General features: G+C 61.5%; 26 protein-coding genes and 12 pseudogenes. 16 read left to right on the top strand and 22 right to left on the bottom strand.

The annotated features are described in order from the left end of the window. Positions 1-50 precede the first annotated feature (50 nt). The 10 genes and pseudogenes from HDG39_RS35290 to HDG39_RS27670 form a co-directional block, all read right to left on the bottom strand. Positions 51-238, bottom strand: a pseudogene (locus HDG39_RS35290) (IS3-like element ISBvi4 family transposase); the annotation flags it as partial. Positions 239-430: 192 nt separating this feature from the next. Then, positions 431-916 (bottom strand): hypothetical protein, encoded by a 486-nt coding sequence (locus HDG39_RS27700; protein WP_184010447.1) that lies wholly within the window; start codon positions 914-916, stop codon positions 431-433. Between the two features lie 172 nt (positions 917-1088). Further along, a pseudogene (locus tag HDG39_RS34700) lies at positions 1089-1208 on the bottom strand (electron transfer flavoprotein subunit alpha); the annotation flags it as partial. Positions 1209-1244: 36 nt separating this feature from the next. Continuing rightward, positions 1245-1502: pseudogene (gene nifW / locus HDG39_RS27695) on the bottom strand (nitrogenase-stabilizing/protective protein NifW); the annotation flags it as partial. Positions 1503-1544: 42 nt separating this feature from the next. Then, a complete protein-coding gene (nifV, locus tag HDG39_RS27690) occupies positions 1545-2681 on the bottom strand; it encodes a homocitrate synthase (protein WP_260328303.1) in 1137 nt (378 codons plus the stop codon). 96 nt (positions 2682-2777) lie between these two features. Beyond that, positions 2778-3128 (bottom strand): annotated as a pseudogene (locus tag HDG39_RS35285) (hypothetical protein); the annotation flags it as partial. A 509-nt stretch (positions 3129-3637) separates the two neighbouring features. Further along, positions 3638-4330, bottom strand: coding sequence for a chitooligosaccharide deacetylase NodB (nodB, locus tag HDG39_RS27685; RefSeq protein ID WP_184010443.1), 693 nt, complete (start codon positions 4328-4330; stop codon positions 3638-3640). After that, positions 4327-4920 (bottom strand): NodA family N-acyltransferase, encoded by a 594-nt coding sequence (locus tag HDG39_RS27680; protein WP_131244821.1) that lies wholly within the window; start codon positions 4918-4920, stop codon positions 4327-4329. The genes nodB and HDG39_RS27680 overlap by 4 nt, the downstream gene beginning before the upstream one ends. Positions 4921-4955: 35 nt before the next feature. Then, positions 4956-5711 carry a response regulator gene (locus HDG39_RS27675; RefSeq protein ID WP_184010441.1) on the bottom strand — a complete coding sequence of 252 codons (756 nt, stop codon included), beginning with the start codon at positions 5709-5711 and terminating at the stop codon, positions 4956-4958. Continuing rightward, positions 5708-5950 (bottom strand): hypothetical protein, encoded by a 243-nt coding sequence (locus tag HDG39_RS27670; protein ID WP_184010439.1) that lies wholly within the window; start codon positions 5948-5950, stop codon positions 5708-5710. The genes HDG39_RS27675 and HDG39_RS27670 overlap by 4 nt, the downstream gene beginning before the upstream one ends. A 141-nt stretch (positions 5951-6091) precedes the next feature. On the opposite strand from HDG39_RS27670, the pseudogene HDG39_RS36065 reads away from it, so the two are divergent. The 3 genes and pseudogenes from HDG39_RS36065 to nifA all read left to right on the top strand — a co-directional run. Further along, positions 6092-6175: pseudogene (locus HDG39_RS36065) on the top strand (LysR family transcriptional regulator); the annotation flags it as partial. Between the two features lie 3 nt (positions 6176-6178). Further along, positions 6179-6719, top strand: a pseudogene (locus HDG39_RS35280) (transposase); the annotation flags it as partial. A gap of 504 nt (positions 6720-7223) precedes the next feature. Continuing rightward, the gene (gene nifA / locus HDG39_RS27655) at positions 7224-9059 is read left to right on the top strand and encodes a nif-specific transcriptional activator NifA (protein WP_184010436.1); all 1836 of its coding nucleotides are present in this window, start codon (positions 7224-7226) and stop codon (positions 9057-9059) included. Between the two features lie 304 nt (positions 9060-9363). Here nifA and HDG39_RS27650 read toward each other — a convergent pair whose 3' ends face one another. The 12 genes and pseudogenes from HDG39_RS27650 to HDG39_RS27600 all read right to left on the bottom strand — a co-directional run. After that, positions 9364-9516, bottom strand: coding sequence for a hypothetical protein (locus HDG39_RS27650; protein WP_260328295.1), 153 nt, complete (start codon positions 9514-9516; stop codon positions 9364-9366). A 36-nt stretch (positions 9517-9552) separates the two neighbouring features. Next, positions 9553-9852 (bottom strand): ferredoxin family protein, encoded by a 300-nt coding sequence (locus HDG39_RS27645; RefSeq protein WP_018423212.1) that lies wholly within the window; start codon positions 9850-9852, stop codon positions 9553-9555. Continuing rightward, a complete protein-coding gene (locus HDG39_RS27640; protein ID WP_184010433.1) occupies positions 9849-11159 on the bottom strand; it encodes an FAD-dependent oxidoreductase in 1311 nt (436 codons plus the stop codon). Before HDG39_RS27640 ends, HDG39_RS27645 begins: the two co-directional genes overlap by 4 nt. A gap of 11 nt (positions 11160-11170) precedes the next feature. Continuing rightward, entirely contained in the window at positions 11171-12274 is a 1104-nt protein-coding gene (locus HDG39_RS27635) for an electron transfer flavoprotein subunit alpha/FixB family protein (protein ID WP_184010430.1), read from the bottom strand. After that, positions 12271-13119 (bottom strand): electron transfer flavoprotein subunit beta/FixA family protein, encoded by an 849-nt coding sequence (locus tag HDG39_RS27630; RefSeq protein ID WP_184010506.1) that lies wholly within the window; start codon positions 13117-13119, stop codon positions 12271-12273. The genes HDG39_RS27635 and HDG39_RS27630 overlap by 4 nt, the downstream gene beginning before the upstream one ends. 34 nt (positions 13120-13153) lie before the next feature. Continuing rightward, entirely contained in the window at positions 13154-13492 is a 339-nt protein-coding gene (gene nifW, locus HDG39_RS27625; RefSeq protein WP_184010427.1) for a nitrogenase stabilizing/protective protein NifW, read from the bottom strand. Positions 13493-13497: 5 nt separating this feature from the next. Further along, positions 13498-13650, bottom strand: coding sequence for a hypothetical protein (locus HDG39_RS27620; protein ID WP_184010424.1), 153 nt, complete (start codon positions 13648-13650; stop codon positions 13498-13500). After that, positions 13647-14783 carry a homocitrate synthase gene (nifV, locus tag HDG39_RS27615; protein ID WP_184010420.1) on the bottom strand — a complete coding sequence of 379 codons (1137 nt, stop codon included), beginning with the start codon at positions 14781-14783 and terminating at the stop codon, positions 13647-13649. Before nifV (HDG39_RS27615) ends, HDG39_RS27620 begins: the two co-directional genes overlap by 4 nt. A 395-nt stretch (positions 14784-15178) precedes the next feature. Further along, positions 15179-15329, bottom strand: a pseudogene (locus tag HDG39_RS35275) (2Fe-2S iron-sulfur cluster-binding family protein); the annotation flags it as partial. Between the two features lie 23 nt (positions 15330-15352). Next, positions 15353-15727, bottom strand: coding sequence for an iron-sulfur cluster insertion protein ErpA (gene erpA, locus HDG39_RS27610; RefSeq protein ID WP_131242322.1), 375 nt, complete (start codon positions 15725-15727; stop codon positions 15353-15355). Positions 15728-15793: 66 nt separating this feature from the next. Further along, a pseudogene (locus tag HDG39_RS27605) lies at positions 15794-15928 on the bottom strand (iron-sulfur cluster assembly scaffold protein); the annotation flags it as partial. Between the two features lie 89 nt (positions 15929-16017). Beyond that, positions 16018-16272, bottom strand: a pseudogene (locus tag HDG39_RS27600) (aminotransferase class V-fold PLP-dependent enzyme); the annotation flags it as partial. Positions 16273-16482: 210 nt separating this feature from the next. Here HDG39_RS27600 and HDG39_RS35935 point away from each other — a divergent pair. The 13 genes and pseudogenes from HDG39_RS35935 to HDG39_RS27535 all read left to right on the top strand — a co-directional run. Beyond that, positions 16483-16992 (top strand): annotated as a pseudogene (locus tag HDG39_RS35935) (sigma 54-interacting transcriptional regulator); the annotation flags it as partial. A 197-nt stretch (positions 16993-17189) separates the two neighbouring features. Then, a complete protein-coding gene (nifB, locus tag HDG39_RS27590) occupies positions 17190-18785 on the top strand; it encodes a nitrogenase cofactor biosynthesis protein NifB (protein WP_184010414.1) in 1596 nt (531 codons plus the stop codon). A 40-nt stretch (positions 18786-18825) separates the two neighbouring features. After that, complete coding sequence (locus HDG39_RS27585) at positions 18826-19020, top strand: 4Fe-4S binding protein (protein WP_184010411.1); 195 nt, start codon at positions 18826-18828, stop codon at positions 19018-19020. Positions 19021-19070: 50 nt separating this feature from the next. Further along, the gene (locus HDG39_RS27580) at positions 19071-19478 is read left to right on the top strand and encodes a HesB/IscA family protein (RefSeq protein WP_184010408.1); all 408 of its coding nucleotides are present in this window, start codon (positions 19071-19073) and stop codon (positions 19476-19478) included. A gap of 15 nt (positions 19479-19493) precedes the next feature. Further along, positions 19494-20075 (top strand): hypothetical protein, encoded by a 582-nt coding sequence (locus HDG39_RS27575; protein ID WP_184010406.1) that lies wholly within the window; start codon positions 19494-19496, stop codon positions 20073-20075. After that, positions 20072-20548, top strand: a pseudogene (locus HDG39_RS27570) (4Fe4S-binding leucine-rich repeat protein); the annotation flags it as partial. The gene HDG39_RS27575 and the pseudogene HDG39_RS27570, both read left to right, overlap by 4 nt. A gap of 19 nt (positions 20549-20567) precedes the next feature. Beyond that, complete coding sequence (locus tag HDG39_RS27565; protein WP_184010403.1) at positions 20568-20948, top strand: nitrogen fixation protein NifZ; 381 nt, start codon at positions 20568-20570, stop codon at positions 20946-20948. After that, the gene (locus HDG39_RS27560; protein ID WP_184010400.1) at positions 20945-21220 is read left to right on the top strand and encodes a nitrogen fixation protein NifZ; all 276 of its coding nucleotides are present in this window, start codon (positions 20945-20947) and stop codon (positions 21218-21220) included. Before HDG39_RS27565 ends, HDG39_RS27560 begins: the two co-directional genes overlap by 4 nt. Continuing rightward, entirely contained in the window at positions 21217-21588 is a 372-nt protein-coding gene (locus HDG39_RS27555; RefSeq protein ID WP_184010397.1) for a DUF3024 domain-containing protein, read from the top strand. Before HDG39_RS27560 ends, HDG39_RS27555 begins: the two co-directional genes overlap by 4 nt. After that, a pseudogene (locus HDG39_RS27550) lies at positions 21570-21890 on the top strand (aminotransferase class V-fold PLP-dependent enzyme); the annotation flags it as partial. The gene HDG39_RS27555 and the pseudogene HDG39_RS27550, both read left to right, overlap by 19 nt. A gap of 139 nt (positions 21891-22029) precedes the next feature. After that, entirely contained in the window at positions 22030-22248 is a 219-nt protein-coding gene (nifT, locus tag HDG39_RS27545) for a putative nitrogen fixation protein NifT (protein WP_007177241.1), read from the top strand. 1 nt (position 22249) lies between these two features. Beyond that, positions 22250-22528, top strand: coding sequence for a hypothetical protein (locus HDG39_RS27540; RefSeq protein WP_184010394.1), 279 nt, complete (start codon positions 22250-22252; stop codon positions 22526-22528). Continuing rightward, entirely contained in the window at positions 22515-23678 is a 1164-nt protein-coding gene (locus tag HDG39_RS27535; protein ID WP_184010391.1) for a DegT/DnrJ/EryC1/StrS family aminotransferase, read from the top strand. Before HDG39_RS27540 ends, HDG39_RS27535 begins: the two co-directional genes overlap by 14 nt.

The raw sequence follows: 23678 nt of genomic DNA, 5'->3' as shown, positions 1-23678 counted from the left end.
ATCTTTCAGCAAGGTTTTTGCGGCATGAATTCGTGGGGTTTCGAGGGTTTTGTGGCGATATAACGTGTATCGCCACACCAGGCCTCATTCGGCGCGGTGACGGCAAACGCCTGATCGAGCAGGTTCGACGCGACCGGCAAGCCGTGTGTCAATTTGGTTGTTGCCTTGATTTGCGTTTCTGGTTGCAACGCAATCCCTGCTTGCGACGCAGTCTCTTGATCGGATGTACGCCGAATTGTCGGCACCGCTGGGCTACCGGTTTCCACGGCTCGCTGAAAAAAACGTCCACGGCATGGCGCGCGCGCCCGCCCGAATTTGCGGTGAGCGTCGGCTTTGACTACTGAAACGATCGCCATGAACTGCAATGGAGTTCTGCCATAGCCGTGCCGGGGACATATTGTCAATCTGTCAGTTGATCTTCCGGCGGCGATTATCGGGACCCGGACTGTTCGAGCAAGGCTTCCACGACGTCCAAGCCTATGCAATCGATGGGGTCTAGCCTGCGCAGCTTGGCGATCAGCTTCAGTGCAACGGCGCGCTCACCGCGCCGCACGCTAATGAACGCGAGCGCCTTCAGTGTGAAGAGCCAGAAGCGGCCCGGACCAGGAATGGTGAAGTCGGTGTCGCCCGGCTGTACCGCACACCAGTCGCTGTCGAGCGACGCTTGCCGGGCGGCGACCGCCAAAGCCTTGGTCGCGACCTCCTGCGCCTCGCCAAGTTCACCCCGGTTCGCATGGAACTTATACAGCAGAAAGTAGGGTGGCAGGCAGCGCGGGTACGACAGGACCGCAGTCCACAACGCGGCGGCCACATCGTCATTGCTGCCGCCGCGGGTTCTCTCGATCAGCTGTAGCACAGGGGAGGGAACGTTGCCGCCGAAGAGATCGGTCGATTCGATACCAGTAGTGAGATTCATCAATTTGCTCCGATATGGTGAGTGGTGAGGCGCCCGGCCGCTTTTGCGGCGCTCGGAAGCCGATGTGACGATGGATGTGTTTGTCTACGCGAACCAGAACTGGATGCGATGCCCGCCGCGCGGACACGCCCATTCGAGGTTGTGATGGTCCGCGCACAGAATGCGGCAACTACGGGTCAATGTTCAGCTCAGTGCAGTGGGCGGTGAGGCCGGTCAAGAGCGTCGTTGCGACAGATCCGGCGAGATCCCGGCCCATCGAGGTTGCACCGAGCAGCAGAATCTCGGGGCGGTGCACGAGTTTCAGCGAGACGTCGCGCAGGCTGGACGCTTTGAAGACCTTTTGCTCCGCGGGCGTGGATACAACGAAGTCGTTGTAGGCCTTCTGCAGTAAGCATCGATAGACGGCGAGCACGGCCGTCGCGTTGTTACGCGGCAGTTCTTTCTGTTGCTCGATGTACTGAAAGAAGCGCTTGAGGATGTGCAGGCGGCTCACTTTCACTACCTTCTCGTCGAATGCGATGTCGAAGAATCGCAGGAAATTTTCGGCCGACGACAGGTGACGCAGTTGTTCGATAACTTCTTGCATGTCGTTACTTCTATTGGACAAGTTTGGCCGCCGTAACCACACTCACGACACCCTCACCCGCGTGCCGTGGGCTTGGGTCAGGAAGCGGCGCAGATCGCTTGCATTCGGCGCCTGCTTGTACTGCGTGACGAAAGAGCGGATGTGCGCAAGCAGGAGCGGGATGAGCCGCTCCGACACGCTCACGCCTAGAGCGTCGTAGGCCTCACGCACACTTTGAGATCCAGAATGTTTCCCGAGTATCGTCGACCGTTGCCGGCCGAGCTCTGCTGGATCGAATCCCTCGTAGGTCGTGGGGTGCTTCGCGAGGCCGTCCGTGTGAATGCCCGACTCGTGAGTAAAGATGCTCCTACCGATGATGCTCTTGTTGAAGGAAACTGCGCGGCCTGAGGCTTGTTCGACCAGCGACGAAATGTCGGGCAGCGCTCTGGTGTCGACGCCAGTGTCTCGTCGCAGCAGGTGCCGCGCGCCCATCACGACTTCTTCCAGCGCTGCATTGCCGGCGCGCTCACCCAACCCGTTGACGGTGGTGCTCGCATGGGTCGCGCCGGCCCCAAGGGCGGCCAGTGTGTTGGCTGTGGCGAGCCCGAGGTCGTCGTGCGCATGGATTTCGATCTCCAGATCGACGGCGACGCGCAGCGCTGCAATGGCGTAGAAGGTCTTAAAGGGGTCCAGGATACCGACAGTGTCGGCAAAGCGCACGCGCTGGGCCCCATGCTGCTGCGCGCATTGAGCCACTTCTATGAGAAATGAGGGATCCGCGCGCGAGGCGTCTTCCATGCCGAGGGAAATCTTGGGATGGTTTTTCGCTGCCTCGTCGACGACGCGCGCGATCTGCGCCAGGACCCAACTGCGCGACTGCCGCAGCTTGTGTTGCAAATGAATATCCGAAACGGGAACCGAGAGATGGACGATATCGGCATCGCAGCGCAATGCCGCGGTGAGATCCTCGTCGGTGAGGCGCCCCCAAACCATCAGGCGGGCGTCGAGGTTCAGGTCGACGATTGCAGCGATGCACGCGATTTCGTCTTCGCCCATGGCAGGAATTCCGATTTCGAGTTCGGCCACGCCGGCTTGCGACAGTGCGGCGGCGATTGCGCATTTTTCCTCGGTGCGAAAAGCGACGCCGGCGGTCTGCTCGCCGTCACGAAGCGTCGTGTCATTGATGATCGGAGTGAGCATGTCAGGTCTCTTGAGTTGTCGGCGATGGATCGCAAGCGTTGTGCCAAGCGAGCATCTACAGTCGGAGCACAATTTGCGGGATGTTGACCGGCACAATGTCGGGTTATGGCGGTGCATCGTCCGATTGTTCGTGTCGCGAATGTTACGTTCCGGACAATGCGGCAGTGCTGGAGGTGGCTCGATCGGTTCCGCAAGACCCGTCGCGATCAGGGCCGCAAAAGCGGGATACGGATTGAGATCCGCAGCGCCAATGCGGCACTCAACGCGGACGGCATCCGAGCCTTCGCCGTAAAGGCGGAAACCGACCGTCCGATTGTCTTGTCTCCATGCGACCTTGGTCGGCGCGAACGTACTGATCTGGAATCGCCTGTAGGAGTTGATGTGGGGCGCCAGAAAGAGGGTGATGCCCTTCGAATATTTCAGCAGGGCCCCAAGGTAATGGTGCATCAGATTGAGACGTTTATATGCGGATGCGGTACGAACGCTTTGCCGCGCGGCAACGTTTCACAGGGGAATCTTCCTGTCCGTGCAAAGTCTGGCGGTGGGCGAGTGCCGAGCTGCTTGCGGTAAGGCTCAGTAGCTCCCAGTTTTCACGGAGTCGACGGATGCACAATTCGTTAGTCGGTAAGGGATTTTAGAAACCAACTGCCAGGTTCTCAACGGAAAGCGCGATCGTCTCTAGATGCTTGCACGATCACTCGTCGCTACAAACGCTGTCATATGCCACCACCAACGTCGAAGAACCGCGCGTAAGATCGGCTCTGCGAAGCGCCATCGCGATACCGAACATTCTGTAGCGTTCGGTCCCGCCTTCGGGTTTCCGGTGGCGGCCTGTTTCCACCCCGGTATGGTACGTTGGCAGCAGCGCTCCGTGACAGCCAATCGCTATTGCTCATGTAAACAGCGCATAGGCTTTCAGGGGGAGCAAGAGCGCATAAAACGAGACAGCGACAGTGCTAGTTGCGCCAAGCATGTTCATAGGGTGTCTGGTTCGTCCGGTTAGGTTGAGGAAGCGATCGGATTGCAAACCCCCGGTCATGCAATGCTGGAATCATGAGGGAAAGCGCCATGAGGGTCTGCTCGCGCCGACCAGCGTGAGTGCATCGTCCCAACTCATCGGGAGGGCATCCGTCGTGCAAGAGCACAATTGCACCCGGCCGGACAGAGGCCAGCACTGCGCTGACAATCGCGTCCACGCCGGGACGAGACCAGTCTCGCGGGTCTACCGACCAGTGGAGGGGCGCCAGACCAGCGCTCGCTGACGTAGTGAACACTGCTTCGGTCCACATGCCATACGGGGCACGCATATACCGCAGCGAAGCATGGGGGCTCGCCATCCTGATGACCCTGCTTGCCGTTAGTATTTCCTGTTGTACTGCGGTGGGTTCGCATCTGGACAGGTCCGGATGAGTCATCGTGTGGTTTGCGACCTCGTGTCCTTCTGCGATCATGCGTCGGATCAGCTTCGGCTGGTCCGCTGCGTACGCGCCGATGACGCAGAAAGTCGCTGGCACCCGGTGTTCCGCCAGCACATCGAGGACGTCCGGTGTGCAGAGTGGATTAGGGCCGTCGTCAAACGTCAAATAGACGTCGCGACGTCCGTTGGTGTCAGCGCACTGGCTGCGCGCTTCGGATAAGCAGTACCTCACAGCTCTGGCCCGTTCCGATCAATTATCGTTCCGGTCGGCCAATCGCTCATTGACCGTCCAATCGGTAAGACGACAATGAGTACGTCCTCGATGCGTGTGGGCGGCGTGTCGAGATGCACTTCTCGAAGGGTCGACCTCACGCGAACTCCAGACACAATAGTCGCCAGACCGGGTCGGCCGAGCAGCCTTGCAATATGTTGCCGCAACGCGTGTCGAACCGTGCCGAAGCCAAATGGAACGCCAAGTTCCTGCAACACGGGATACATCACGCGCATTAATTGAGGGATTCCGAGTCCCTCAAGATCCGGACGTACCGCGTACAGTCCTAGTTCGGCCACTAGTAGATCGACTGCGCCAACCTTGATGAAACGACGCAGTGCGCCGATATGAGCCGCTACGCCGCGCGCGTCGTAGCCGATTGCACGGAACTCTGGCCTCGCACCAGCCCAACTGTGATTGCCTTCGAATGGTTTTGCATTAAACGCCCCGGTCGGTCCGTAGGTCTTTCGGAAGAACTCGGACAGTTCGATGTGGTCGGCGAGTCGCAATTCATTTTCCCAAACCAGCCTCCACCGCACCTGAGAGCGCATGGAGAGAGGTCCTCTATCTGTGGACACGGCCAAATTCACGACTGCCTCCTATGCGCCGTCCGGCCTTTGAGGGTGGACCTGACACACGCGAAGGACTTGCTGAGAAAGCGGTTCGATTTCAAGAAATCATCCGCACTCTGGAACAGTTCTGGGATGAAGCCCGAAGAAAAGAGTATTTCCGTCAATGCTTCACGGACCGATCGAACCTCATCCACGATGGAGATTACATCGAGTGCGCGTGCCTTTCGCATCAGATCTACCAAAGACTTCCCCCGCATCTTCCGCACGATCTGACCGCGATTGACACGAGATCCATTTGGCCGGGTCGCTGAAGCATTTGGCACCTGCAATCGGCTGCTCCCGATTCGTCGCGAAACCAAGGCGAAGTCGAGGGTTGCCTCAACTGTACGAAGGTAAGCGGTCGATATAGAAAGGGTTTGGAGAACTATGCGAAGTTTTGCCGGTAGTAAGCTGCCAGACGCTTGTCGCGTCGTGTCGGCGCGATCCAGCTTGCCCATGCCGCCGAAGACCGTGGCCGCATTGGACATGTGCCTCGGTTGATGCTCGGCGTACACCTGAGGATTTTTCTCGGAGTCAGGGCAAAGACTGACAACCATCTTGATATGCCCAAATTCTATTTCTCCGGCCCGACGTTTTGCTACAGTATTCATGAGAGCGTCCACGAGAAACTGACTTGAAATTTGGTGCCGTGTCCGCCGAGAAAGTTCAGCGAGTTCGGGATCTGCGATTTCCTTCATCCAGGTGATGAAGCGTCGCCAGTGGTGCTTCATGTGCCCACCGTTATGGCCGCCCATCGGGCCGGACACGCCGCTGTTGCGCCATGCGTGAGCCAGTCACAGATCGACTGCCCGCTCACGCCGAGTTGCTCGGCGGTGAGCTTGCGCTTGATCCTGTGTCCGAGCGGCGACAGGGCCGCCGCTCGCGTGCGCGAGTCCCGATGCATGTGATTGATCGACAACTGCTGCAACGTCATTTCCTCGGCTTCGCTCAGTTCTACGACACACTTCATCCGCTACCCCGGCACGACGAAGGCGCCAGCAGGTTTGCGAAATTGAAATGTATTTACCAGGAACACTATCCTCCATGCCGTACATTTCGTAAAATCGATTGTTTTGATGGAACGCATCCACACTATGGATAAGTTGGGATCATGCGTTTCACGGGCGTCGATCTAAATCTGCTCGTCGTGCTCGATGCTCTGATGACCGAGCGTAATCTCACCGCGGCGGCACGCAGCAAGGCCCAACTCAACGTCGTTCGCTACGCCGATGACTTTATTGTGACCGGTATGTCGAAAGAAGTGCTCGAATTCGAGGTGCTTCCGGCGGTCAGGCAGTTTATGGCCGCTCAAGGTCTGGAGCGCTCGGAAGAGAAGACCCGGATCACGAACATTGCAGACGGTTTCGATTTCCTTGGCCAGAACGTGCGCAAGTACGACGGCTACTGGCCCAGCGCCTGCCCGCGTTGCCCGCTCAAGGAACGATGTCACCCAGCGACTACCGGCGCATTCGACGATGGGAACATGAGCATATACTTGAGGCCATGCAGCGTCGGCTAGAGCGCAAGCCTGACGCAATGACCATGCGCAGAAGCACTGTCGAACCTTTCTTCGGCACGCTGAAGCACTGGATTCGGGGCCACACACTTCCTGACCCGAACGCTCGGACGGGGCAGCACCGAAATGAGTCTACAGGTGTTGGCCTACCAACCTGAAGCGCGTCGTGAAGATACTTTGGGCTGCCAAAACAATAGAGGTAGGGAGGATGGCTGGGACCTAGAGCCCGGAGGGGCTTTTTTTGCACTGGAAACGTTACGCTAACGCAGCCATGACTTACCAAACCAGATTAATCGGACCGATAGGCTCGGATCTGACGATCTGAAAACAGTTTCCATACGTCCTCGGCCAGTTCAAGACGGACATTTTGTCGCCCGACATGGAAGCGCTTCTTGTGCCAAATATCCCGCTGCGCCGGGCGGGCATGCCCGAAGAGGTCGCAAAGATAGATCGTCTTCGTCCTAGGCTCGGATGCGGCGAGTTATCTCACGGGCACCGAGGCAGCAATCAATGATGGACGACACCTGTAATCGGCTGCACCAGGAGTAGACAAATCGCAGTTGATTTGAGCGACATCAATGGAACTCGCTTTCCTAACGGAATTTACGCAGCGAGATCGCCAAAGCAAAAGATAAGTAAAAAGGCATTACAGTTTCACCGTCCTTCCATGAAAGGGCATTATCTTTTGAAGTCAGCCCGTGAAATTGGGCGCTAGATCGAGGATGATATGCAACACAATGCCCGCAAATCCGAACAAGGTGACGGGGAGCACGGTCCCAACAACGGGGACGTCGTCATGTTGCATATCGCTTCCGTACGCGAAAGGCCTAGCTCAAAGTCCGAGACGGACCACGCCGTCCCTATTGTGCAGTGGCACGAGAGCGTGCTTACCGGCATCTTCGAAATATCGAAGGTACTGACCGCCCCCTACCGGCTCGAAGTCACGTTGGCCAACGTCATCAATCTCCTGCAATCGTTTGTTCAGATGCGGCTCGGTATCGTCTCTCTCTTCGACGATGATGGCGTACCGGACATTACCGTTGGCGCGGACTGGAGCGAAGGCAGCGATGAGCACTACCGGACGCGCCTGCCGCAGAAGGCAATTGACCAGATCATGGCGACGGACAGGCCGCTCGTCGCCGAGAACATAGCGGTGCATTCGGGCTTCAATGCCGCCGACATGGGCGTGCTCGGTGCCTCCGACAACATGCGCGTATCGTTCATTGGCGTCCCTATTCGCATCGACGCGAAAGTCGTAGGCACGCTGACCATCGACCGCGTCCTGGACTATGGGTCGAACTTCCGGCTCGATTACGACGTGCGGCTGCTTACCATGGTCGCCAACCTGGTGGGGCAGACGGTGAAGCTGCATCGCTTTTTCAAGAGCGACTGCGAGCGACTGATGGCGGGGAAGGACGGGCTGCAAAAGCCATTGTCCGAGCTTAAGCGCCCTGCAGGAGAGCGTAAGAAGTCTCAGATCGAGGGGGTCATTGGCGACAGCCCGGCGCTGCGCGGTCTGCTCGCGAAGATCGCGGTGGTAGCCGAATCGAACAGCACGGTTCTGTTGCGCGGCGAATCCGGTACCGGGAAGGAGCTGGTCGCCAAGGCGGTTCACGAGCTGTCACCGCGCGCCAAGCGGCCCTTCATCAAGCTCAATTGCGCGGCGCTCCATGAGACGGTGCTGGAATCCGAATTGTTCGGTCATGAGAAGGGTGCCTTTACCAGCGCCTTCAATTCGCGCAAGGGGCGCTTCGAGCTCGCCGACAAGGGGACGCTGTTTCTGGACGAGATCGGCGAGATCTCGGCCTCGTTCCAGGCAAAGCTGCTGCGCGTCCTGCAGGAGCAAGAATTCGAGCGCGTCGGCAGCAACCAGACCATTAAGGTCGATGTTCGCGTGATTGCCGCCACGAATAAAAACCTGGAAGAGGCGGTGGCAAGGAACGAGTTCCGCGCCGACCTTTATTATCGCCTCTGCGTGGTTCCCTTGCTGTTGCCGCCGTTGCGTGAAAGGCGCAGCGATATTCCGCTCCTCGCCGTTGAGTTTCTCAAGAATTTCAACAGCGAGAACGGCCGTACGCTGACCTTCGATGCGAGTGCGATTGAAGTATTGATGAGCTGCGGTTTTCCCGGTAATGTCCGCGAGCTCGAGAATTGCGTGCAGCGGAGCGCGACCCTGGCGCCGGGACCAGCGATCGTGAGAAACGACTTTGCCTGCTGCCACGGCCAGTGCCTGTCCGCGATGCTGTGGAAGAGCGGATCGGACGAAACCGCGCTGCAGCCCGGGCGATTCGTACCCGTGCCCGTGAAGCCGGCTACGCCGCGGGCTGAGGTTGTTACGTCGGGCGCAGTTGCGGTCCAGCCTGTCGACAGCGAGCGGGCTCCGTTAGCGGCTTGCGGCGCAGTCCTCGGAAGTGATGCGAAGATGACCAACCGCGAGCGTCTCATCGCCGCCATGGAAAGATCCGGCTGGGTGCAGGCAAAAGCGGCGCGGCTGCTCGGACTGACGCCGCGCCAGATTGGCTACGCGCTGAGGAAATACGGTGTCGAGATCAAGCGTCTCTGAAAGGACTGTCGGACTTGCGGCGTGTCGGGGCCGCGACATCGCGACTGAGGCGAATGGCTCGGAGAAGTCAAATCTGGATTTGGCGCGGACCTTGGCACGATCACGATCGGAAGCGGTCCGTATCTCGACTAAGGTGGTGCGAACGCGGCGCTGTCATCGCCGGTTCGTTGACCATGTCGCGCTCAGCGCACGGTCGGCTGCTGCCACGCCGCCGGCTGCCAGATTGTCGTCGGCCAACGATGCGATGGCGGGCTGTTTGGACATCGTGTGTCTCCTCAGACGGACCGTTGCAGCAACGCTTCCACTACGAGCCGAGGCAGCCCGAATACGTGATCGCGACGGTATCGGGCGGCTGGCGTTTCTGCTGTTCCGCCCAGAAGGCCTTCAGCAGCGCGGTCGAGCCCTTGTCGCCCGGCGCCCCGCGGATGCGGCGGCGGCCGGTTCTCGGTGCAAGCAAACACATGTCGTTCTGGTCTGGCAATGACGATGTTCCTCAACCGAACTTGAACAGGATGCCGTGACCACCGCGCGGGTAGTCCCACTCGATATTCTGGTGGTCGGTACAGAGGATGCGGCAACTGCCGCATTCGAGGCAGCCGTCGGTGATCAGCGTCACCGCGCCGTTGCCTTCGGCCTTGTAGCACGAGGCCGGGCAGACGAAGGTGCAACTCTTCGCGCTGCATTCGCTCTGGCAGACGTCGGCATCCTTGATGTGGACATGCGGCCGTCCTGCATCGACGCGATAACGGTTCTGGAACAGCTTTTCCTCTACGTTGACGGGTAGGGTGCTCATCGGAAGGCCCTCAGGAGTTTGTAGGCGTCACCCACGATGCCGGAAAGCGAACGGGCTGTGCGGAAGCTCGAAAAAATCTCGCGCTCCTTGCTTTTCTTGTCCTTACCGTCGACCGTGATCATCGTGCGCGCGGCGCGTGCCATGAGGTCGGGGTAGGTCGTGAAGAACTGCGGATTCTGGTGCAGCACGGCCGGCATGTCGCGGTACTTGTGCAGGTCTTTCATCACGAAGCTCTGATCGAGCGCGGCCTTGTAGGCCTTGAGCGTGCCGGCGCGGTAGCCTTGGCCCGCGGCTTTCGCGTGGATCACCGTTTCGGCGGCGAGGCGTCCCGTGGTCATCGCAAGATTCGATCCTTCTCGGTGCGCGGCGTTCACGAAACCGCCTGAATCGCCAACGATCATCCAGCCGTTGCCGTAGACCTGCGGGATTGCGTGAAAACCGCCTTCGGGAATCAGATGCGCGCAATACTCCTTCATCTCGCCGCCCGCAATCAGCGGTGCGATCGACGGGTGCTGCTTCATCTTTTCGAGGAGCACGTAGGGGCTCGTGCGGTTGGGGTTTTTCTTGAAGTCGCTCAGCATGCAGCCCACGCCTATGGTGAGCGATTCCTTGTTGGTATAGAGGAAGCCAGTGCCCATCATGCCGTCGGTGATCCTGCCGACCATCTCGATCACGACGCCGTCGTCCTCGCCGACGTTGAAGCGCTGGCGGATCGTCTCCTCTGGCATGAAGAGAATCTCCTTGACGGCGAGCGCAACGTTGCCGGCCCCGATCTCTCCATGAAAGCCCGCCTTGCGCGCGAGCGTCGAATTCACGCCGTCGGCTAGCACCACCACGTCGGCATAGACATCGCCGTGCTCGCGGTCGCACTGCACGCCGACCACCCGGTCGCCGTCCATGATCAGTTCCTTCACCGTGGTCTCGCAGAGCAGCAGTGCGCCGGCTTCGCGCACTTTCGATGAAAACCACTTGTCGAACTGCGCGCGGATGATCGTGTAGCGGTTATAGGGCGGCTTGTTGTAATCCTCGCTGCGCACATGTGTACCGACAAACGACGTATCGTCGAGCATCCACATCCGCTGCTCGATGACGTGGCGCTCCAGCGGCGCATCGTCGCGGAAGTCCGGGATGATCTCTTCGAGCGCCTTCGCGTACAGGATCGCACCCTGAACGTTTTTGCTGCCCGGATATTCGCCCCGCTCGATCTGCAGCACTTCCAGACCTGCCTTGGCCATGGTGTAAGCAGCAGCGTTGCCGGACGGACCGGCGCCGACCACAATCACATCGAACTGTGAAGGTTTTCTCATCGTGATTCTCCTCAGGCAGCCTGCTCGCGGCGCCGGGTCAAATGCTCCACAAAAGCCTGCTTCAGCGCGGGCAACACTTGCAACGCATTGCCGACAATCCCGTAGTGTGCAAAATCGAAGATGGGTGCGTTCGGGTCGGTGTTGATCGCCACGATCACGTCTGCGCTTTCCATGCCCACGCGGTGCTGGATCGCGCCGGATATGCCGGCGGCGATGTAGAGCTTGGGCCGCACCGTCTTGCCGGTCTGTCCCACCTGGCGCTCCCCCTCGACCCAGCCGGCCTGCACGCATGGCCGGGTCGCACCCACTTCGCCGCCGAGCACGTTCGCCAGTTCGAACGCCAGCTGGAAGTTCTCCGGGCTCTTCAACCCCTTGCCGCCGCTCACGATCACATCGGCATAGGGCAGGTTGATCCGGTTGCTGCTCGCATCCGGGATAAAGTCGAGCAGCCTCGTGACGATGTCCGTCTCGATCATCCCCAGCGTTCCATGGACCATGTTGCCGGTGCGTTTGGCGTCGCGCAGCGGCATCGGCATCACGCGCGGGCGCACCGTCGCCATCTGCGGACGGTACGCGAGCGTCATGATCGTGCACAACAGCGAGCCGCCGAAGGTGGGGCGCGTCGCCGCCAGCGCCCGCGACGCGGGATCGATGTTGAGTTCGGTGCAATCGGCGGTCAGCCCGGTCAGCAAGGTCGTCGCTACGGAGCCGGCGAGGTCGCGGCCCATCGACGTCGCGCCCAGCAGCAGGATCTCGGGCTGATGCCGGTTGACGAGGTCGGTCAGCCCTTTCGTGAACGGCTCGTTGCGATAGCCTTGCAAGACCGGGTCGTGGACGATGTACGCATCGTCCGCGCCGTAAGTGAAGGCTTCTGCGGCGAACTGTTCGAGCGGTTCATTCGCGCCGCCGAGCACCGCGATGCCCACTCGGCTGCCGAGCGTGTCGGCCAATTTGCGCGCTTCACCGAGCAGTTCCCACGAGACGCTGTGCACGTGTCCACGGTCGTGCTCGATAAAGACCCAGACGCCTTTGTAGGCCTTCAGGTGTTCCGGCAGTTCGAGGTTGCGTCCTGCGCGGCCGGCGGGTTTCTTCGCGGGGGCGGCGGGTGCGTTCATGACCCCTCCTTCATCAGCAGGTCAGCTTCCAGGGTTGGATGGCGCGTGAAGATCTTTTGCAGCAGGTTCACCGACACGTCGCAAAGATTCGATGCGTCGAGGTCGAGCATCTCCGCTTTCTCGCTGCGCGGCGTCGGTCCAAAGACTTTGCTGACCACTGTCGGCGAGCCCTTCAGGCCGATCTTGCTGAGGTCTTCGATGCCGGCCTGTTCGCAGTTCCATTTGTGCACCGGATAGCCGGCCGCATGAATCATCGCGGGCAGCGTCGCAAAACGCAGTTCGTTGGTGTTCTCCAGCATTGTGATCAGGCACGGCAGCGCAGTCCTGAGCACCTGCACGCCGCCCTCGGCGCGGCGCTCGACGGTGATCGTGCGCGCATCGAGAGCGGTCTCGACGATGCGCGACACGTAGGTCAGCAGTTGCAGCCCGAGGCGTTTGGCGATACCGGGACCGACTTGCGCGGTGTCGCCGTCGATCGTCTGCTTGCCAGTGAACACGATGTCCACCGCCTGCTCCTTCGCGATCTGCTGGATACCCGCTGCCAGCGCGTACGACGTAGCGAGCGTATCCGCGCCAGCGAATGCACGGTCGGTGAGCAGCACGGCGTCGTCCGCGCCGAAGCTGATGCACTTGCGCAGCGCTTCCTCGGCCTGCGGCGGGCCCATGCAAAGCAACGTGACCTTGCCGCCGAAGCGGTCCTTCAGTCGCAGCGCCTCTTCGAGTGAAAACAGGTCATACGGGTTGACGATCGCCGGAACACCCTGGCGCATGATCGTGTTGGTGACCGGATGAACGCGGATCTGCGTCGAGTCCGGGACCTGCTTGATGCAGACGACAATGTGCATGGTCTTAACGATGTGCATGGTCTTGCTCCACCTGTCAGGCAAGGGTGCGCGCGGGCAGCGATGCGCGCAGACTGTCGAGTGAAACGTGCTGCCGCCCATTTGTGTCCCGGAACACCTTGAACACTTTTTCCTGCGCCGGCGTGGAGGTGACGAAGTCGTCGTAAGCCTTCAGCAGCAGCGCGTGATATGACGCGAACAGGGCGGGTTCGTCGCCTTCCGGCAACGCGTCCTGTTGCTGGATGTACTGAAAGAAGCGCTTGAGGATGTGCAGTCGACTCACGTTGACGACCTTCTGGTCGAACGGAATGCCGAAGAACTGCAGGAAGTCCTCGGCTGAGGACAGCGCCTTGAGTTGCTGGACAAAGCTTTCCATCGCGTTTACTCCTTGCAAGCGGATGAGGATAGGTATGGACAGAGCGTCGGCTCGGCGAAGTACTTGTCGCAGGCGCCGCTGGTGGCGCACGGCGTCGTCGTGCCCGACTGTTCGGGTCGCGCGACGCACTTCGTGAAGCCGACCACAACGCCGCTCATGACAATTCTCCGACGGTGTAGCGCAACTCGATCAGGAAGCGATACAGGTCGGCGGCGCTGGGCGTTTGCTTGTGTTGGGTGGCATGGTGGCGGATCCGGGTCAGCAGCAGCACGAGCAGCTTTTCACTGACGGCCAGGCCGAGCGCGTCATAAGCCCGGCGCACGCTTTGCGAACCCGAATGCTTGCCGAGCACGACCGAGCGTTCGCGACCGAGTTCGGCGGGATCGAAGCTCTCGTAGGTCGATGCATTCTTCGCGAGCCCGTCTGTGTGGATGCCGGACTCGTGCGTGAATACGCTGGCGCCGACAATGCTTTTGTTCAGCGCGACCGGGCGTCCTGAAGCCCGTTCGACAAGCCGCGAGATGCTCAATAGCGCGGTCGTGTCGACGCCGATGTTGCGACCCATGATATGGCGCACGCCCATCACGATCTCCTCTAGCGCGGCATTTCCGGCGCGTTCGCCGAGACCATTGACAGTGGTGTTGGCGTGGGTTGCGCCGGCGCGCAGTGCGGCAAGGGTGTTCGCGCTCGCGAGCCCGAGGTCGTTGTGCGCGTGGATTTCGATTTCCAGATCGACCGCGTCGTGCAATCGCGCAATCGCTTCATAGGTCGAAGAAGGATCGAGGACGCCGAGCGTGTCCGCAAAGCGGATGCGTTGCGCACCGCACTGTTGCGCGTACCGCGCCACGTCGGCAAGGAACGAGGGGTCCGCACGCGAGGCATCCTCCGCGCCCAACGAAACCTTGCTGCCGCTCTTGACGGCGGCGCTGATCACGCGATTCACCTGCGCGAGCACCCACGAGCGCGGCTGGCGCAATTTGTGTTGAAGTTGGATATCGGACACGGGAATCGACAGGTGAATGATGTCGGGATTGCAGCACAAGGCCGACGCCAGGTCCGCGTCGGTAAGACGGCCCCAGACCATCAGATCGGCGTCGAGATTCAGCGCGACGATGGTCTGGATGCAATCGATTTCCTCGGCACCCATCGCGGGAATACCGATTTCCAGTTCGGGTACGCCGGCGCTTGAGAGCGCCTCGGCAATCGCGCATTTTTCGGCAACCGTGAATGCGACGCCAGCGGTCTGTTCGCCGTCGCGAAGTGTGGTGTCGTTGATGATCGGATTCGACACGGGAAGTTGTCCTTTAGGCATTTGAACATACGGTTTGCAAGTACTGCGCCATGCACGGTTAGTGCGAATAGCCGCTTGCCGCGGGGCTTTCCGGTGTTCGCTGGCGCTGTGATGAAGCGGTTCCAACGAAGACCTGTCGCGAATGTCCTGTTTCGAACAGCCAGGTGTAGCGATGAACACAGCGCTGCAGAAAGCGATGCGCGATGCGATGGCGTCGTCAGCCAGGATGTACGGATGCGGTCGGCGCGATGCAAACGCTGTAGGGATTGGCTATCCATAGGAACGGCGATCCGGGAAGACAAACACAGGCGGCGGCTATCAGCGCGGATATGCGCTCGCGGCGATTGACCGCTATGGCGCTTGAAGAGGCCGCACAGCGCTAAGGACGCACGCCCTCAATGCTCACGCGCGAGCTCGCGCGTATGTGGCGGCAGTTCGATCGTCAGGTCGGCGTCGCAGCTTCACGCAGCACGCGAGACGCGATTGCACGTCAACGTCCCACGCATTGTCGAACTGGTTGTTCTCCTCGTCGTCGGGAGGCGCCAGTCAGTGAGATTTTCATGATTGCCTCACACGGAAAACGAACTGCCGCAGCCACAGGTGCTCTGCGCATTGGGGTTGTGAATGACGAAGCGCGAACCTTCCAGGCCGTCTTCGTAGTCGACGCGCGCGCCGGGCAGGTATTGCTGGCTCATCGAATCGACCAGCAGCGTGACGCCGTCCGTGACGGTCTGCATGTCGTCGTCCGCCACCTGGTCGTCGAACGCGAAGCCGTACTGCAAGCCCGAACAACCGCCGCCGGACACGTACAGCCGCAGCTTCAGGTTGGGATTGCCTTCTTCCTCGATCAGCGAGGCCACTTTCGCAGCGGCCTGAGGCGTGAATTCGAGTAGGCCGGGCATGACGCCGGGTGTGGCGGAAGCCGGTTGGGTGAGCGTTTCCATGGAGGTTCCTCTCAGGCTTGAATGGACTCACTTCGGGTTAGACGAGCAGGTTGGTTGCTCGGCGAGTTACAGGTCGTCGGCTGCTGCGCCTCGAATCGTCTGGCGCGAGCGAAAGTCAGACACGGCCGCCTTGACCGCGTCCTCGGCGAGAATCGAGCAGTGGATCTCGACCGGCGGCAATGGCAGTTCCTCGAGGATCTGATGCGTGCACAACGTCCCCGAGCGCATGCCGCGCTCGTGGACGCCGCCGTGCATTTGGCACGCGATCCGCATGCGCGGCCGGAGCTCCACGAGGTCCAGACAATCTCGTGCGGGTCCCCGTTGACGAGCGAGCTGACCTGCTCGCGGGCCAGTTCCACCGCTTCTTCGCCGACCCAGCCGTAGGCATGCGAACGGCTGGTGGGATTGCCGTACATCTCGGTCAGGTAAGGCGGCATGCGTCTGATCACGCGCGGATCGACCGGCGTGGTGGCGGCATGACCCAGATGCACCGGGTTGGCGCCGCGCGGATGGAGGCCGGTACTGACGCGTTGGAAATCCGACATCGCAGGCTCCTGAAAGCGGGGTAATGCGACCTTCAGGGCAACTTCCATGCCAGTGGATTTTCACGCTCTAGTGGCCTCTTTCAACTGGGCCGCTGTTGTTTCGCTGTTGTTTTTGTGTCGATGCGCCCGACGAGTGAGGATTGCCGCCGTTCTTTTTGTCGGATTTGTCGTTACGCGCGCGGGATTGCCATGCGCGATGGCTGAAAAGCGTTGGACGGCGTCTACGAGGTGAGCAAGACGCTGGTTTCGTCGCTCGATGTGGCGAAAGCCTTCCGCGAGTCCCTGAACTATCTTGTGCAGACGATGGAGTGGCGGCGCGCCGTTGTGGTGCTGGCCGAACCGGACGGGCAACTGCGCGGCCTGAGCGCTACGGGTCCTTCGCGGGACGAGCAGTAGCGTCTTCAGTTCCGGCCCGGCGAAGGCACCGTCGGCCGCGCGCGAAGGAGCGGCATTGGGGTGATCGTGCCCAACGTGAACGATGAACCGGCGCTCCTGTTCGCATGAGTGGCGCGGTCCAGATAGCAGCGAGTCGTTGGTCGCGGCAATTGCGCGGCGTTGATGGAGTGCCTGCGGGAAAGCGGGCTGTTCGGCCAAGAGAACGGTGCGTTCACCGGCGCGGAGGGGCCAAGTAAGCGCTGCTTCGAACTGGCGCACGGCGGTAGGCTGTTCCTTGACGAGATCGGCGATATCTCGCCGTCGTTTCAGGCCTCGCTGGTTCAGAACATGCTGTCCGGGTCGTGTGAGATTTGTCGCAACACCGACACGACGCAACGAAATTGTAGGGATACGTCGCGCGCCGAGATCAAACAGAACTGCGAAATATATCCTAACTCGTTGATTCCTGGCGTTCTTGTCGAGTGGCATGGATCTGGCTCTATGGCTTGCGCGCGGCCGCCGTCGGTTGCGAGGAGATATCCATGCAAGCGAGTTCCAATGCGAGCGACTTGCCCGCAGCGGCCTATATCAGCATCGGGCAGATTAAACCGCTCGGCGTAAAGATCGAAGACCCGTCCACCGGTGGCGGCTGCGGCACGCACGGTGGCGAGGGTAAGGCCAGCTGCGGTGCGTCGGGTAGTCTCGACGACATGCCGCCGGACATCTGGGAGAAGGTCAAGAATCACCCATGCTACTCGGAAGAAGCCCATCATCACTATGCGCGCATGCATGTGGCGGTGGCGCCGGCTTGCAACGTCCAGTGCAACTACTGCAACCGCAAATACGACTGCGCGAACGAGTCGCGTCCCGGCGTGGTCTCTCAGAAGCTAACGCCGCAACAGGCAGTGAAGAAGGTCGTGGCGGTCGCAAGCGAGATTCCACAGATGACGGTGCTTGGCATCGCCGGTCCCGGTGATTCGCTGGCGAGCCCGAAGAAGACCTTCGAGACGTTCCGGATGCTGCAGGAACAGGCGCCGGACATCAAGCTGTGCCTGTCGACCAATGGCTTGGCGTTGCCCGACCTCGTGGACGAAATCTGCAAGTACAACATCGACCACGTGACAATCACCATCAACATGGTCGACCCGGCGGTGGGCGAGAAAATCTATCCGTGGATTTTCTGGAAGCACAAGCGCGTGACCGGTTACGAAGCAGCCCGCATCCTTCATGACCGGCAGATGGAGGGTCTCGAGATGCTCACCGCACGCGGCGTGCTGACCAAGATCAACTCGGTGCTGATTCCCGGCATCAACGATGAGCATCTGATCGAGGTCAACCGCGACGTCAGGAAACGCGGCGCGTTCCTGCATAACATCATGCCGCTGATCTCGGAGACCGAGCACGGCACTCACTTTGGCCTGAGCGGCCAGCGCGGACCGACTGCGCAGGAACTCAAGGCCGTGCAGGACGCCTGCATGGGCGGCGCCAACCTGATGCGTCATTGCCGCCAGTGCCGCGCGGATGCGGTTGGCCTGCTGGGCGAGGACCGCAGCGAGGATTTCACGCTCGACAAGATCGAGCAGATGGAAGTGGTCTACGACCTCGACCGCCGCCGTGAATACCAGCAGCGCGTCGAAGCCGAGCGTCAGGCGCAGCACGACGCGAAGCAAGAAGCGCTGGCTGTCTCTCGCGAGATCGACGTCGCCGACGACATGAAGGTGCTGGTCGCGGTCGCAACGAAGGGCGGCGGCCGGGTCAACGAGCACTTCGGCCACGTCACGGAGTTTCAGATCTTCGAGGTCTCGGCAGCCGAAGCGCTGTTCGTCGGCCATCGCCGGGTGGACCTGTATTGCATGGGCGGTTACGGCGACGACGAGCAACTCCCGTCGGTCGTGCGCGCGCTTCGCGACTGCCACGCGGTGCTGGTCGCGAAGATCGGCGCCTGCCCGAAAGACGAACTGGCGCAAGCGGGCATCGAGCCGGTCGATCAGTACGTCGGCGAATTTATCGAAAAAGCGGTGCTTGCTTGGTTCAACGACTACCGCAGTCGCATCGCCAGCGGCGCCATCGTGCACCGGGACCGCGGCGATGCTTCGATTCGCCAGGGTGCTTATACCTCGTCAGCCTCAGCTGCGTGACACCCCACACCCTTCCAGACAGGACAACAGGAGAGCCTCCATGCCTCTGAAGATTATTGCGTCCACCTGTACGGGATGCTCGGCCTGCGAACCGGAATGCCCCAATGTCGCGATCAGCGAGAAAAGCGGCGTGTTCGCGATCGACCCCAAGAAATGCACCGAATGCGAAGGCCACTTCGACGACCCGCAGTGCGTCGCCGTGTGTCCCGTGGACGGCTGCATCGTTCAGGTTTGAGTCTGGCTCGTGGCCGGGCCGACCATTCATCCATCAGGAGACTACGCATCATGCTGTCCAACGTAACTGTGACGAGTGCCGCCGAGAAGTTCATGCGTCGTATCGTGCGCTTTTCGGGCCTGCCGGCTGGCGCCGGCTTTCGTCTGGTGGTGAGCGCCGGCGGCTGTTCCGGCTATACCGCGAAATTCACCGCCGAGCCGGCGCTGCAACCAGGCGAACAGGAACTCGACATCAACGGCCTGCGCGTATTCCTGCCGGCTGAGAGCCGGCTGATGCTCGAAGGCATAACGATCGATTTCGCCGACACGCCAACCCAGTCCGGCTTGATCTTCTTCAATCCGAACCAGGCCGCTTGTGGTTGCAGCAGCAGTGTGGAGTCGGCGCCGCCGGGCGTGGCGACCATCGATGTCAGCGCGATTGGCCGCGGGCGGCCGCCGCTGCCGCGTCAGATCTCCTGAAGAGGAGCGATGGCGATGGAGTCTAGCGACCGTGCCCTCGACGACGTAATGACCGCGTTTGCGCAGAGCGCGATCGGCGGCGGCTTGCCGTCAGGCGTCAACGCATTGATCGCCGAGGCGGGTCGGCTGCGCGAGCGCCCCGACGAGGCGCTCGCGCTGTTGCAACGCGCCCGAGCCGCCGCGCCGCGCCATCCGGTGCCGTTGATCGCGCTGTACCGCTTTTACTTCTACGGCCATCAATTGGCGCAGGCGCGTGCGATCGGCGAAGACGCGCTGGCGGTCGCCCGCACCGCGCTGGGCTCAGATCTCGGCGACGACCCGCTTGCGGCCGCGATCGTGACCACGCGTTATGACGCGGCCGCGCGTTTTTATCTGTTCACGCTGAAGGGCCTCGCGTACCTCAACATGCGTCTCGGCGACTTTGAAGAAGCGCGCATGCTACTGCGCGAATTGCGCCGGCTCGATCCCGAAGACCGGGTGGGCGGCGCGCTGCTTTCGCAGGTCTTGGATCGTCATGAGACCGGCGTCGGGTCCGACGATGCAATGGATGCGCTGAGTGAGTATCCGACGCGCGGCTGGACGGGGACGCAACCATGAGCGTACAGAACGCGCGCGTACCAGGCGGCGACATTGCACCGCGCCACTGGCAGGGCGGTCCGCTCGACTGCACTGGCTGCGGGTACGTGCAGTTCCGCGAGTTGCCGGCGGAGCACGGTTGCAGGCCAGCGAGTCACGCCGATGTGTTTTGTCTGCCGGCATTGCTCGGCGACCCGGACGAGATGGTCCGGCTGCAGCTCGCGTTGCGATTGCCGCAGGCGCAACTGGCGCGCCTGATCCACGATCCGCATCGCGAGGTGCGGATTCGCGTGGCGCAGCGCCTGTCGCCTGCTGCATTGGTCGGCATGCGGGGCGTTTCCGACTACGGCGTGCGCGAATGGGTGGCGCAGCGTCTGCCGCTCGCGCTGCTGCCGCAGATGATCGGCGACCCTGATCGCGTATTCCGGATGCGACTGGCCGAGCGTCTTGAGATGCCCGCGCTGCTGCGTATTGCCGACGACAGCGAGGCCGAACGATCAGCAGGAGTGAAGCATGGCTGACATCAACCGCGACGACGACCTGATCGAGGTCGCGTTTCCCCCGCGCTTCAACTACGGCGAGCGCGTGATCGCACGCGCGGTGATCCGAAACGACGGCACCTACAACGGCAAGGACATCGGCGAAGTGCTGGTGAACAAGGGCGAGTTCGGCTACGTCACCAGCATCGACACCTTCCTTCAGCGGTTCTATATCTACGCAGTGGATTTCGTCGAGAGCGGCCACCGTGTCGGCATGCGCGCGAAAGAGCTATGCACGCTCGACAATCTGCCGGACGACGTGCTGCAAGGCTTGGGCGAGCGGGCCGAAGCGCTGCACAAGATCGGCACACGGGTCCAGCCGGAGACGTCGCAACCGCAGGAGCCGTCAGCATGAGTATCGAACCGGTTCAGCCTGCTTATCAGTGGGGCATGCGCGTGATCGCGCTGGATGACCTGTGCAACGACGGCAGCTTTCCGGAGCGCGGCCAGGACGATTGTCTGGCCGAGGCGGGTACGGTCGGCGAAATCGTCAACGTCGGCCAGGTGGTTGAGAGCGGCGAGCCGGTCTATCTGGTGGAGTTCGGCAACTGTGTCGTCGGATGCACGGAGAATGAAATTGCGCCCGCACCCGCCGGCCTGCTACCCGAAGAAGGAGCCATTTCATGACGGTTCAGGCGAGCGCGCCAGAAGCGGCGCCGCCGCGCGACGGTTTGCGCGCGGGCCGCCCGTTCGACCTGACCCAGCGCCAGATCGAGCAAGCGTTGCGCGAGCGTACCCGCTACCGCTATGTGCAGCCGCGCGTGCTGCGCGATGGGCAGGGGTTCCGTGTCGAGAGCCCGTGCTGCTCTCGCAATGTCGACGCGAATGGCGGGCTGATCGACATAGCCTGGCTCACGCGCGATGAAGACGGTATGTGGCACCTGAGCGCGCGCGATCATGCGTCGCACCGATGGATGCCCCAGCATGAGAGCACCGACCTGGCCGAGCTGCTGGACATGCTGTGCATCGATCGCGAATGCGTGTTCTGGCCGTGAAGCAAACTAACGGAGCCGGGCGACGATCTATCTCGACCACAACGCGACCATGCCGCCAGCCTCCGCCGTGGCGGGCGATGCTGTCCATCCTGACGGATGTGTGGGGCAACGCGTCGTCGCAGCATGCCGTCAGGCAGCAGGCGAAGGGCACGCTCGCTGCGGCCCGCGCGACGATCGCGCGAGCGCTCGGTTGCAAGCCCGCAGAGTTGATCTTCGCCAGCGGCGCCACCGAAGCCAATCACCTGGCCGTGTGCGGGCTGCACGCGGCGGCGCCGGAAGGCCGGCACCGTGGCGTATTCAGCGCGATCGAACATGCAGCGCATCTGAAGCTGGCGCGTGCGCTGGCTGCACGCGGCGTTTGCTTCGTCCACTGCTGGAGGAAGCAGCGCATCCCGCTTGAACCTGGTTTGAACCTGTCATCAATCTCCGGAGTCCGCAACCATGAAAGTCATGATCCGCAAGGACAGCAAGGGCGCGCTGAGCGCCTACGTGCCAAAGAAGGACCTGGAAGAGCCCATTGTCGCGATGGCGCAGCCCGGGATGTGGGGCGGACTGGTCACGCTCGCGAACGGCTGGCAACTCGAATTGCCCGCGATGGCCGACGATACGCCGCTGCCGATCACGGTCGAAGCGCGGCGCATTGCTGGCGTGGAGGAGTGAGATGAGCCTGAACGCCGAGCAATTGGACTTCGCGGCGGACCTGCTCCGCACGGCACCGACGCTACGCGACGCCGCCGCGCAATGGCACGAACGTTATCCCGAGGTGCGCACAATGCATGTCAGCGCAACGGTGATGCGCGACGAGACAGCAGCGCTCCGGTTCGGTGTGCGCAGTATCTATTTCGCGATATCGGCCGGGTATTACAGGTCCATCACGCAGCGGCCTGAAGAGGCCGATGCGTTGATCCTGACCGAGGACAAGGCGCATGGAAATCGATGAGATCGCGTTGAGCGAACCGGCTTGCGCGGCGCGCGAGATCGATCTCGTCAACGCGGTGCTGCAATCCTCGCGTTGGAGCGACGGGCCGATGCTTGATTCGTTCGAGCGCGCGTTTGCGGGCTGGGTTGGCCGGGAATATGCGGTCGCGGTCGCGAGCGGCACGCTCGCCACCTGGATTGCGTTGCGCGCGACGGGGATCGGCGCGGGAGACGAGGTGGTCTGCGCGTCGCACACCTGGCATCAGGTGGCGCAGGCGATCACGCTGGCGGGAGCCGTGCCGGTGTTCGCCGACATCGACTACTGGAGCGGTTGTCTGAGCGCCGAAAAAGCCGCGCAGAAGATCGGCCCTCGCACACGCGCGATCCTCGCCGGCAATACCAACGGCCACCCGGCCGCGTGGGCGCTGCTGCGCGAACTGGCCGACGCGCAACGCTTGCGGCTGATCGAAGACAGTACTGAGGCGTTGGGCTCGCGCTACCGGGGCCGCAACGTCGGCTGTTTCGGCGACGTATCAGTGTTCGACTTCTCCAGCCCGTCCGCGCTGTGCACAGGAGCGGGCGGCATGCTCGTCACCGACGATGACGAACTCGTCCATGAACTGCGCTATCTGCGCGAGCGGCGCGTCACAGACCGCGCGTCCGTCTCGGTCGGCTCGCGGGTGCCGCTGCAGGCGGGCATCAGCGATCTGACCGCCGCGCTCGGTCTCGCGCAACTGGCCGAACTCGACACGCGCCTCGCGCAGCGAAAGCAGGTCGAGACCTGGTATCACGAAGAGATGCAAAGCTTCGAAGGGATCAAGCCGGCCTACGTGGCCCAGGACGTCGAAGAAGTGCACTGGATGCTCTATGTTGTGCATTTGGGCAAGCGTTTTACGCAGAGCGCGCGCGCCCAGATGATCGACGACATGAAATCTTGCGGCATTGAGACGGTGGCCTACAGCCATCCGCTGCATCGGCAGTTCCACTACATGAACACGGGCGATGCGATCGGCCGCAAGAGCGGCCTGTTGCCCGACACCGAGCGCATCGGCGATCGCGCGCTGGCGCTGCCGCTGCACACGCTGCTCGACACCGACCAGGTCAAGTACATCGTCAAGACGCTGAAAGACACCGCGACCAACGTGGGCGCTGGCGCCGCCATTTATCTGTGA

Source organism: Paraburkholderia lebeckiae, assembly GCF_014201005.1.
In the GTDB taxonomy this organism is placed as follows: Bacteria; Pseudomonadota; Gammaproteobacteria; order Burkholderiales; family Burkholderiaceae; genus Paraburkholderia; species Paraburkholderia tuberum.
The sequence above is the reverse complement of the archived record's forward strand: the minus strand, read 5'-3'. Positions and strand labels throughout refer to the sequence as shown.